An 11054-nucleotide genomic window follows, 5' to 3' on the forward strand; every position below is an offset into this window, starting at 1 on the left:
GGCCGTACATTGCCGGTTCCGGCTGCGGCAGTTGCAGCGCGCCGAAGATGGACGTCATCGGCGAGGCCAGGAGGACGAGACCGACGCACAGAGCGACAGCCGCATCCAGAAACAGAACGAGTCGCAAAAGCGCTTTCATCATCGTCTCCAGTTGCGGGTGGCCGCCCGTGCTCCGGCCACCGGTTGTGAATCAGCCAGAGCGCCCGCGCGCCCCGGCGGCAGTACTGCGTGCCTTCTATCTTGTATGCGGTGATCGAGCTGCCGATCAGTCGCGGTGATAGTTCGGCGCTTCCTTCGTGATCTGCACGTCGTGCACGTGCGATTCGTTCATGCCTGCGGCCGTGATCTCAACGAACTGGCTCTTCTCGTGCCATTCGGCAATCGATGCGCAACCGCAATAACCCATCGACGAGCGAACGCCACCCGTGAGCTGATGCACGATCGGCAATGCCGAGCCCTTGTACGGCACGCGGCCTTCGATGCCTTCCGGCACGAGCTTGTCAACGTTGGCAGTGTTGTCTTCCTGGAAGTAACGGTCGGCCGCGCCGTCTTTCATGGCACCCACCGAACCCATGCCACGGTAGCTCTTGTACGAGCGACCCTGGAACAGGAACACCTCACCCGGAGATTCGTCCGTGCCGGCAAACATACCGCCCATCATCACGGTGTGTGCGCCAGCGGCCAGCGCCTTGGCCACGTCACCCGAATAACGGATACCGCCGTCAGCGATCAGCGGCACGCCGGTGCCCTTGAGCGCTTCGGCCACGTTGGACACCGCAAAGATCTGCGGCACGCCCACGCCGGCAACGATCCGCGTCGTGCAGATCGAACCCGGGCCGATACCGACCTTGACGCCATCGGCACCATGATCGACCAGCGCTTTGGCTGCGTCACCCGTGGCGATATTGCCGCCAATCACCTGCACTTGCGGGTAGTTATCCTTGATCCAACGCACGCGGCTGAGCACGCCCTGGCTGTGACCGTGCGCGGTATCGACCACGATCACGTCCACGCCAGCCTTGACCAGCAGATCGATGCGCAAGTCATTGTCCGGGCCCACGCCCACTGCTGCGCCCACGCGCAGCGAGCCGCGCTCATCCTTCGAGGCCAGCGGGTATTCCGTGGCCTTCTGGATATCCTTGACGGTAATCAGGCCGCGCAACTCAAAGTCGTCGCCCACCACCAGCACGCGCTCCAGGCGGTGCTTATTCATCAGGCGCTTGGCCTCTTCCAGCGAGGCGCCTTCCTTGACGGTGACGAGTTTCTCGCCCGGCGTCATCTTGGCGCGCACCGGGGCGTCCAGTTCTTCTTCGAAGCGCAGGTCGCGGTTGGTGATGATGCCCACCACCTTCTTGCCTTCCAGCACCGGGAAACCCGAGATGCCGTGTTGCGCCGACAGCGCCATCACGTCGCGGATCTTCATGTCCGGACCAATGGTGATCGGATCGCGCAGCACGCCCGATTCGAAGCGCTTGACCTTGGCGACTTCGCGCGCCTGTTCTTCCGGCTTCAGGTTCTTGTGGACGATACCGATACCACCCTGCTGCGCCATGGCAATGGCCAGCCGCGCTTCCGTAACCGTATCCATGGCAGCGGAGACGAGCGGAATGGCAAGTTCAATCGAACGGGTGAGCTTGGTGCGAAGGGACGTATCGCGGGGCAGGACGGCCGAGTAAGCCGGGACGAGCAGCACATCATCGAACGTGAGTGCTTTCTGGACAAGACGCATAGCAATTTCCTCTAGGCGCAAAATCGGATTATACGGGAATTTGCCCCACGGTTGTAGAAGGCCGTGCTATGCTCGATAAATTTTTCTTCGCGCACGCACCTAAAGCGCCCTGTGCCGCCAGCGGCCGCGCGGAGCCAGCCTCGCGAGTGCTCGAATGGGAATTGGCGTATTGTGCGCCCTGCTTGCCGGGGCCATGTGGGGCATGGTCTTCATTGCACCCCGCGCGCTGCCTGCGTTCTCGCCCTGGGAACTGGCCCTCGGCCGCTACCTCGCCTACGGCGCCATCGCGGCCATTGCCGCCGCCCCGATCCTCCCCCGCATTGCCCGCAAGATCACCCGCGCCGATTGCCTGGCGCTGGTCAAACAATCCTGCAGCGGCAACCTTGTCTATTACGTTCTGGTGGCATTTGGCGTGCAACTGGCCGGGGTTGCACCCACTTCGCTCATCATCGGCATCCTGCCCATCACCGTAACTGTGCTCGGCCGCCGTGACCACGGCGCGGCGCCGCTTTACCGGCTGATCTGGCCGCTATTGGTGGTGGCCGCGGGCATCGCGTGTATCAACATTGACCTGTTTGGCCACGGGGCCGCGACGGCCGCAGCCAACGTGCGACCGGTCTGGCAGCGCATCGCTGGCATTGCCTGCGCGGCCGGTGCGCTGTGCAGCTGGACGTGGTACGCGGTAGACAACGCGCGTTACCTGCAACGCAATCCGCATTTTTCGAGCAATGAATGGTCGGCCCTGTACGGCATCTCGAGCGGCTTTCTGTCGACCGTGCTGACTGTAGCGGCCCTGCTTGTAGCCGGCACAGACTGGGCCAGTGGTGGCGGACGCGCCTGGGGCACGTTCTGGGCGGTGAACGCTGCGGTGGCACTTGGCGCGTCGCTGATCGGCAACAACCTGTGGAACATTGCTTCCCGCCGCCTGCCGCTCACGCTGTCCGGCCAGCTGATCGTGTTCGAAACGCTGTTCGCGCTGGCATATGGCTTTGTGTACGACGGGCGTTGGCCGCGCCCGCTTGAAATCGCCGCAATCGCCCTGCTGATCGCGGGTGTCGGCTGGTCCGTACGCTTGCACGCAGAAGACAAGTCTGCATAAACTGGGCGCCTTGCCGGGGGGCGAGTCGATAGGCGGGTCAAGCCATCGTTCTCAATTTGCGAGTGGCGATCACGCCACCGGGCTCCCGTGCGCGTCGTGGGCCGTCGTCGGGTCGGCCAACGCGCCGTCGGCAGACCATCGAACGAGAACTCCATGAAACGACTGCACGTCCTGCTGCCCGCCACCGCCACCCTGATCGCCCTCGCCTGCCCGGCGGCCCTTGCACAATGGGCCTGGCAATGGCGCGATGAGAAAGGCCTGATGGTCTACAGCGACGCGGCGCCGCCGCCGTCGGTACCGCCCAGCCGCATCATCCGCAACCCGAACAGCCGCACCGCTACCGCGTACGAGGCAATTCCAGCACCGGCGTCCGCAGCCCAGGCCACCCCGGCACCGAAGGCCGGCCAACCCGCCTCAAGCGTCGCCGTTGATCCGGACGAAGCCCTGCGCAAACGCATGGCCGATCGCGCGAAGAAGGAGCAGGAAGAGGCCAAACAGGCCGAGCAAGCCCAGCGCAAACAAGCGGAATGCCAGCGCCTGCGCAATGAGACCGCCTACATGCAGCAAGGCCGCCGCATCGGCACCCCGCAGCCGGACGGTTCGCTCTCCTATATGGATGACAACCAGCGCGCCGCCGCCGTTGCAAGCAACCAGGCCGCCCTGAGCGCCAACTGCAACTGATCGATCGTTATTCGAGGACGTCGTCTTTGGGCGGCGCCTCGTTACGCAGCCACTTCAGGCCTTCGCGCGTACCGGTTGCCCGCACCTTCTGCACGCGGCGCCGGCGCGCGGTCTTCGGATCGGCGATCAGCGGGCCCAGGATTTCCACCCGGTCCCGCGCATGCAGCGGCGCATCGGGTGTCTTGCGCTTACCGTAGACACCCAGCCGGCAAGCCTCGATCGCCAAATCGCCTCCCTCCAGCAAGCCGGACACACGCACGGCATCGGCCACCGTCGCATCGGGCGCCACCTGCACATGGATCAGCCGCGGCGGCGTGACCGTCGCCAGGCAGACCATCACGTCAATCGGCTCAGGATTCGCCATAGACGGTCTCCGCGCGTTTGACGAAGGAGTCGACGAAGGTATTGGCGATCATGCTGAACACCGGGCCGATAATTTTTTCCAGCAGGTGGCTGGAGAACTCGTAATGCAGGTGGAAATTGATCTTGCACGCGTCGGCGCGCAACGGCGTAAACACCCAGAAGCCGGTGAAGGCCTTGAAAGGGCCGTCAGCAAACTGCATATCGATCCGGGTGGGTCGCGTTTGCGTATTGCGTGTCCGAAAATGCTGACGGATACCCTTGAAGGCAATGTCGACACGCGCATCGAGAGACGTTTCCGTCTGCTCGAAGATCTCTACGCCGCCGCACCACGGCAAGAAGTTCGGATAGTCCTTGACGTCGGTGACCAGGTCGAACATCTGTTCGGCCGAGTAGCCGATCAACACGGTTTTTTCAACGTCTGCCATGCGCCATCCGAAAGCTTTGCGCGCCACACCTCCGGGCATAAGCCTCGGGCTGCAGCGGATTTGTTAAACTCGCCATTTTATCGCAGCGCATGCCGGGATCGTCACCCCGATGCGCTCACCGCACATTCCAACGTATGACCATCGCCGACAACAAAAAAGCCTTTTTCGATTACTTCATCGAAGAGCGCTACGAGGCGGGCATCGTACTCGAAGGCTGGGAAGTGAAGGCCATCCGTGCCAACCGCGCCCAGATCAAGGAAGGCTACGTCGTCATCCGCAATGCGGAACTCTTCCTGATCGGCGCGCACATCAGCGCGCTGCAATCGGCCTCCACGCACGTCACGCCTGACCCTGTGCGCACTCGCAAGCTGCTGCTGCACGCTGAAGAGATCAAGAAGCTCATCGGCAAGGTCGAACAGCGCGGCTATACGCTCGTGCCGCTCAACCTGCACTACTCGCGCGGCCGCGTGAAATGCGAAATCGGTCTCGCCAAGGGCAAGAAGCAATTCGACAAGCGCGAAACCGAGAAGAACCGCGACTGGCAGCGCGAGAAGGCTCGCCTCATGCGCGAGAAGGCCTAAGGGCCCTCTCGCCGCTCTTGCCGCACTACCCTTAGGCGCCTGGCCGCTGCTGCTTCACGATCGTCAACGCTGACGCAATCATCGTGCTCAGGTCGCCCATGTTGCCGGGCACGATGAGCGTGTTGCCCTGCTTGGCCAAGTTGCTGAACGCACTCACATACTCTTCGGCCACTTTCAGGTTGACCGCGTCAATACCGCCTTCGGTGCGGATGGCATGACCGATCTTCTGGATGGCCTGCGCATTGGCCTCGGCCACTGCCAGAATCGCCGCCGCCTCGCCCTGCGCTTTATTGATCTGCGACTGGCGATCCCCTTCCGAACGCTGGATCAGCGCTTCACGCTCACCGGTGGCAATGTTGATCTGCTCCTGCTTGCGCCCTTCCGATGCGGCAATCAGCGCACGCTTTTCGCGCTCAGCCGTTATCTGCGCCTGCATGGCGTGCAGGATCTCCTTCGGGGGTGTCAGATCCTTGATCTCGTAGCGCAGCACCTTCACGCCCCAGTTGGAGGCAGCCTCATCCAGCGCGTTGACCACGCTATGGTTGATGAAGTCTCGCTCTTCAAACGTCTTGTCCAACTCAAGCTTGCCGACCACCGAACGCAGCGTGGTTTGCGCGAGCTGCGTGATGGCGACGACAAAATTGCTCGAGCCGTATGACGCGCGCATCGGGTCGGTCACCTGAAAGTACAGGATGCCGTCCACCTGCAGCTGCGTGTTGTCCTTGGTGATACAGATCTGGCTCGGCACATCGAGCGGGATTTCCTTGAGCACGTGCTTGTAGGCCACGCGATCCACAAAGGGCAACACGATGTTGAGCCCCGGCGAGAGTGTCGCGTGGTACTTGCCCAGCCGCTCCAGAATCCAGGCGTGCTGCTGCGGCACGATCTTGATGCCCTGCGCGATGAGCACGATGGCGGCAAACAGAACGATGAGCGCGAGAGTCCCCAGCTCGAACATAGAACCTCCGGTTGTTGGTATTGGGTGCTAAGCCTTAATGTTTGGGCGCGACAACCAGCACGTTGCCGCGTATCTCGACGATGCGGAATTCGCCACCCGAAGCAGTGGCGTGCGGCGCCAGCTCGACGTCCCACGCGGCGCCGCGATACTGCACGCGCGCGCGGCGCTCGGGCGACCATGCGTCTACGCGCAGCACCTCACCGATATCCAGATTCACGTTGCGATTGCGGGCCGCATCTTCTCGCGTCACGCGCCCATAGCGCGAGCGCCGCAGCCCAACGATGCCGAACACCGCGATGATGGCAGCCACAATGGCCTGCGCCGGAAACGCCAGTCCCACCAGCGCAGCCAACCCACCGGCCAACAAACCGATTGCTACCATCAGCAGGTAGAACGTGCCCGTCATCAGTTCACCGATGACGAGCAGCACGGCCAGCGAAAGCCAAACGGTCTGAGCCGACATGCTCCCTCTCCCAGAAAAAACCCCCGCGACGCTGCACGTCTGCGGGGGCATGTCGCGCGGCCCCCGTCAGCGTTGGACGCCGTCGGGCACTTCGCGTTCTTGTTAGCGCGTACCCGTCAGGATACGCGCCTTGTCTTACAACACTCTAGCTCCGGCCCGAATTAGGCCGAACCCAGCTTCTGCCACGTGTCGACCACCGAATCCGGGTTCAGCGAGATCGACGAGATACCTTCCTTGGCAAGCCATTCGGCAAAGTCCGGGTGGTCGGACGGGCCCTGGCCGCAAATACCAACGTACTTGCCCATCGACAGCGCCGTGGAAATGGCGCGCTGCAGCATGAACTTGACCGCCGGGTCGCGCTCATCGAAGTCACGGGCCAGCAACTCCATACCGGAATCGCGGTCCAGACCCAGCGTGAGCTGCGTCAGGTCGTTCGAGCCGATCGAGAAGCCGTCGAAATGCTGCAGGAACTGCTCGGCCAGGATCGCGTTGGACGGCACTTCGCACATCATGATCAGGCGCAGGCCATTCTCGCCGCGCTTCAGGCCGTACTTGGCCAGCAGCTCGACCACCTTCTCTGCCTGGCCGAGCGTGCGCACGAACGGCACCATCACTTCAACGTTGGTCAGGCCCATCTCGTCGCGCACACGCTTCATGGCGCGGCATTCCATCTCGAAGGCTTCAGCAAAGTCTTCGGCGATGTAGCGCGAGGCACCACGGAAGCCCAGCATCGGGTTCTCTTCGTCAGGCTCGTAGCGCGAACCGCCGATCAGCTTCTTGTACTCGTTCGACTTGAAGTCCGACAGGCGCACGATCACGGGCTTCGGATAGAACGCCGCCGCGATAGTGGCGATGCCCTCGGCCAGCTTGTCGACGTAGAACGCGCGCGGGCTGGCATGACCACGGGCCACGCTTTCCACGGCCTTCTTCAGGTCGCTGTCGACCTGCGGATAGTCGAGGATCGCCTTCGGATGAACGCCGATGTTGTTGTTGATGATGAATTCCAGACGCGCCAAGCCAACGCCGCCGTTCGGGATCTGGCAGAAATCGAACGCCAGTTGCGGGTTGCCGACGTTCATCATGATCTTCGTGCTGATCACCGGCATTTCGCCGCGCTGGACTTCCGTCACTTCGGTTTCCAGCAGACCGTCGTAGATCTTGCCTTCGTCGCCCTCTGCACACGAGACGGTCACCAGGGTGCCGTCCTTGAGGATGTCGGTGGCGTCGCCGCAGCCGACCACCGCCGGCACACCCAGTTCACGCGCGATGATGGCCGCGTGGCAGGTACGGCCGCCACGGTTGGTGACGATGGCCGAGGCGCGCTTCATCACCGGTTCCCAGTTCGGGTCGGTCATGTCTGCAACCAGCACGTCGCCTGGCTGCACACGTTCCATTTCAGCCGGATCGTTGATCACGCGCACCGGGCCCGTGCCGATCTTCTGGCCGATAGCACGGCCGGTGGTCAGCACCGGCGCCGAGCCCTTCAGGCGGAAGCGTTGTTCAGCCTTACCTTGCGACTGGCTCTTCACCGTCTCGGGACGGGCCTGCAGGATGTAGATCTTGCCGTCCTTGCCGTCACGGCCCCACTCGATGTCCATCGGGCGGCCGTAGTGCTTCTCGATGATGACGGCGTACTTGGCCAGCTCCGTCACGTCAGCATCGCTGATGGAGTAGCGGTTGCGCAATTCGCCCGGCACGTCGACGGTCTTCACGCGGCCGGCTTCGCCCGGCGCGGTGAACTCCATTTTGATCAGCTTGGAGCCGATCGAGCGGCGGATGATCGGGTATTTGCCAGCAGCCAGCATCGGCTTGAAGACGTAGAACTCATCCGGGTTCACAGCACCCTGCACCACCGTCTCACCCAAACCATAGCTGGAGGTGATGAAGACGACTTCCTGGAAACCCGATTCGGTATCGATCGTGAACATCACGCCCGAGGCGCCGCAATCCGAGCGCACCATGCGCTGGATACCGGCCGACAGGGCCACCACGTCGTGGGCAAAGCCCTTGTGCACGCGGTACGAAATCGCGCGGTCGTTGTACAGCGAGGCGAACACATGCTTGATCTTGTCGAGCACGTCATCGATGCCGGAGACGTTGAGGTAGCTCTCTTGCTGGCCGGCAAACGAAGCGTCCGGCAAGTCTTCGGCCGTGGCCGACGAGCGCACCGCGAACGATGCCTCGGCACCTTCACGGGCGGACACGCGAGCGTACGACTCGCGAATTTCCTGCTCCAAGCGCGGCTGGAACGGTGCGGTGGCAACCCACTCGCGGATCTCCTTGCCGGCGGCGGCCAGTGCCTTGACGTCGTCAACATCCAGGGCGGCCAAGCGCTGCGAGATGCGCTCGGTCAGGTTGTTGTGTGCGAGGAAGTCACGGAAAGCCAGTGCCGTGGTGGCAAAACCGCCCGGAACGCGCACGCCGGCGCCATCCAGCTGGGAGATCATCTCGCCCAGCGAAGCGTTCTTACCGCCAACGACCTCAACATCGGTCATCCGCAGTTGCTCGAACGGCAGCACATAGGCGCCGTCTTGCGACAGGTTAGTCATACAAAAGTCCCTAAACTAAGTGAAAAACCGGTCGGATGCGCACGGGGCATTGTTCTTGTCGTCTGGCCGTGCGAATCGCTTGGCTAAATCATCCGGGGCAGCCGCTGTGACATTGTCTGGCGGGCGGCGGGCCCGAATTGCTTAGCGAAACGATCGCCGCTATTCTACCGTGCCGCAGCACGATTTCTTGCCTGCGTGCTGGAAAAACCCCTCGCTTTCGATGACCGACCTCGCCGCCGCACCTGCCACCCGCGCGGCCGTCCGCACCGTTTTTATCGTGTCGGATGGCACCGGGATCACCGCAGAAACCTTTGCCCACTCCATCCTGGCCCAGTTCGAGATGAAATTCCGCCAGGTGCGGATTCCATTTGTCGACACGGTCGAGAAGGCACATGTGGCGGTTAGCAAGATCAACGAGGCGTTCGACGCCGAGGGCGTTCGCCCGATCGTCTTCACCACGCTGGTGGATGCCGAGGCCAACCAGATCGTCCATCGGGCCAAGGCCACCATCCTGGACATGTTCCAGACCTTCATCGAGCCGCTCGAGAAGGAGCTGAACCTCAAGTCCACCCACGCCATCGGACGCTTCCACCAGAACGCCGACACCGAGGCGTACAAAAACCGCATCGAAGCGATCAACTTTTCACTTGCGCACGATGACGGTCAGTCACACAAGAACCTGGCCGAGGCGGATGTGATTCTGGTGGGGGTATCGCGCAGCGGCAAGACGCCGACCAGCCTCTACCTGGCGATGCAGTACGGGGTGAAATCGGCCAACTATCCGCTGATTCCCGACGATTTCGAGCGCGGCAAGCTGCCCACGGTGCTGTACGACTACAAGAGCAAGATTTTCGGGCTGTCGATCGATCCACAGCGCCTGTCCGAGATCCGCAACGAACGTCGCCCAGGCAGCAAATATGCAGCGCTGGAAAACTGCCGCTACGAAATCAATGAAGCCGAATCGATGATGCGCCGGGAGGGCATCAAGTGGCTCTCGTCCACGCACAAATCGATTGAAGAAATTGCGACGACGATCCTGCAGGACGTCAAGATCGACCACAACAACTACTGAGCACGACGCTCGACAACGCAAAACGGCCGGACTCAAACCGGCCGTTTTGCTTTGCTGGCGATGCCCCGGGTCAAGCGCGATCGCGCACCCAGTTGCCGCCGTGTGCCGCAGCTTGAGCGGCAGGTGAAGTGGCGAGATAGGCCAGTGCCTGCTCGGTCGAGCCTTCGTGGTGCGGCGTGTAGCTCGGCCGGAAGTAGCGCAGCGCCGCCCCCAGCATCTTCCAGAACGACGGCAGGCAATTGCGCCGCGAGCCATACCACCAGCCACGGATGAAACCGGGGAACCGGCCCGCGCCCGGATCGCGCTTGTGCATGAAGCGAAAGCCCGTCACCAGGAAGTACAGCAGCAGGATGATGGTCGTCAGCATGTGGAAGCAGCGCTCGAGGTAGGTGCCGCCCATGTGGCGGAAGATGTCGAACGCCACGGTGCGGTGCTCGACTTCTTCCGCGCCGTGCCAGCGCAGCAGGTCGAGCATGACGGGGTCGGCCTTGGCGGCGTCCAGCCCCTTGGCGTTGAGCACCCAGTTGCCGAGATAGCCGAAGAAGTGTTCAAGCGCGGCGATGATGCCAAGCTGCTGCCGCAGCCAGAAACGTGTGTGGCCGATCTTCAGGCCGAGCGGCTGTTCGCCGAGCACCTTGGAGAACAGCCAGTCCAGTCGCTTGGTGAACGGCTGCGTGTCGATGCCGTGGTCCGTGTAGTAATGCGTGAGCACACCGCCGTGGGAACGCGAATGGACGGCCTCCTGGCGCAGGAAGCCCTCAGCATCAGCACGCAGCTTGGCGTCGGCAATCAACGGCAGCGCCTTGTTGTAGACGCGGCAGAACCACAGCTCACCCGCCGGGAACAGCAGGTTCAGGATGTTGATGATGTGCGTGCTGGACGGGTCGCCGGGGATCCATTGGATCGGCGTGTCCTTCCAGTCGAAGCGGACGTGGCGGGCCTTGATGAAGTAATCGGACGCGGTCATGGTCGTCTCCTGTGTTCTTGTCAAAGCCGGGTTCAATGCCCGGCCATGCTCACGCGGGCCATCAGCCGGCTGAGCCACTGCGCGTAGCGTGAGATGAAGCGCGACGAATGCGCCTCGATGCCGACCGTGACGACCGGCTTGTTGCGAAGCACCGCACGGAGCATGGC

General features: G+C 62.6%; 11 protein-coding genes. 4 read left to right on the forward strand and 7 right to left on the reverse strand.

The features are described 5' to 3' along the window. Positions 1-265: 265 nt before the first annotated feature. Positions 266-1729, reverse strand: coding sequence for an IMP dehydrogenase (guaB, locus tag JHD73_RS23835; RefSeq protein WP_199032654.1), 1464 nt, complete (start codon positions 1727-1729; stop codon positions 266-268). 154 nt (positions 1730-1883) lie between these two features. On the opposite strand from guaB, the gene JHD73_RS23840 reads away from it, so the two are divergent. Further along, positions 1884-2828 (forward strand): DMT family transporter, encoded by a 945-nt coding sequence (locus JHD73_RS23840; RefSeq protein ID WP_199032655.1) that lies wholly within the window; start codon positions 1884-1886, stop codon positions 2826-2828. Between the two features lie 153 nt (positions 2829-2981). Continuing rightward, positions 2982-3509 carry a DUF4124 domain-containing protein gene (locus tag JHD73_RS23845; protein ID WP_199032656.1) on the forward strand — a complete coding sequence of 176 codons (528 nt, stop codon included), beginning with the start codon at positions 2982-2984 and terminating at the stop codon, positions 3507-3509. 7 nt (positions 3510-3516) lie between these two features. On the opposite strand, the gene JHD73_RS23850 is transcribed toward JHD73_RS23845, so the two are convergent. Both JHD73_RS23850 and JHD73_RS23855 read right to left on the reverse strand, forming a co-directional pair. Continuing rightward, the gene (locus JHD73_RS23850; protein ID WP_199032657.1) at positions 3517-3873 is read right to left on the reverse strand and encodes an RnfH family protein; all 357 of its coding nucleotides are present in this window, start codon (positions 3871-3873) and stop codon (positions 3517-3519) included. Next, complete coding sequence (locus tag JHD73_RS23855; RefSeq protein WP_021194398.1) at positions 3860-4297, reverse strand: type II toxin-antitoxin system RatA family toxin; 438 nt, start codon at positions 4295-4297, stop codon at positions 3860-3862. The genes JHD73_RS23850 and JHD73_RS23855 overlap by 14 nt, the downstream gene beginning before the upstream one ends. Positions 4298-4431: 134 nt before the next feature. On the opposite strand from JHD73_RS23855, the gene smpB reads away from it, so the two are divergent. Further along, entirely contained in the window at positions 4432-4878 is a 447-nt protein-coding gene (gene smpB, locus JHD73_RS23860) for an SsrA-binding protein SmpB (protein ID WP_199032658.1), read from the forward strand. Between the two features lie 31 nt (positions 4879-4909). On the opposite strand, the gene JHD73_RS23865 is transcribed toward smpB, so the two are convergent. From JHD73_RS23865 to ppsA, 3 genes are all read right to left on the reverse strand, one after another. Then, positions 4910-5836, reverse strand: coding sequence for an SPFH domain-containing protein (locus JHD73_RS23865; protein ID WP_199032659.1), 927 nt, complete (start codon positions 5834-5836; stop codon positions 4910-4912). A 34-nt stretch (positions 5837-5870) separates the two neighbouring features. Beyond that, positions 5871-6299 carry an NfeD family protein gene (locus JHD73_RS23870; RefSeq protein WP_199032660.1) on the reverse strand — a complete coding sequence of 143 codons (429 nt, stop codon included), beginning with the start codon at positions 6297-6299 and terminating at the stop codon, positions 5871-5873. A gap of 161 nt (positions 6300-6460) precedes the next feature. Continuing rightward, positions 6461-8848, reverse strand: a complete 2388-nt coding sequence (gene ppsA, locus JHD73_RS23875) for a phosphoenolpyruvate synthase (RefSeq protein ID WP_199032661.1) — start codon at positions 8846-8848, stop codon at positions 6461-6463. 220 nt (positions 8849-9068) lie between these two features. On the opposite strand from ppsA, the gene JHD73_RS23880 reads away from it, so the two are divergent. After that, a complete protein-coding gene (locus tag JHD73_RS23880; RefSeq protein WP_199032662.1) occupies positions 9069-9920 on the forward strand; it encodes a pyruvate, water dikinase regulatory protein in 852 nt (283 codons plus the stop codon). A 70-nt stretch (positions 9921-9990) separates the two neighbouring features. Here JHD73_RS23880 and JHD73_RS23885 read toward each other — a convergent pair whose 3' ends face one another. Next, a complete protein-coding gene (locus JHD73_RS23885) occupies positions 9991-10887 on the reverse strand; it encodes a metal-dependent hydrolase (protein ID WP_199032663.1) in 897 nt (298 codons plus the stop codon). Positions 10888-11054 lie beyond the last annotated feature (167 nt).

Source organism: Ralstonia sp. ASV6 (assembly GCF_016429285.1).
GTDB classification, from domain to species: Bacteria; Pseudomonadota; Gammaproteobacteria; order Burkholderiales; family Burkholderiaceae; genus Ralstonia; species Ralstonia flaminis.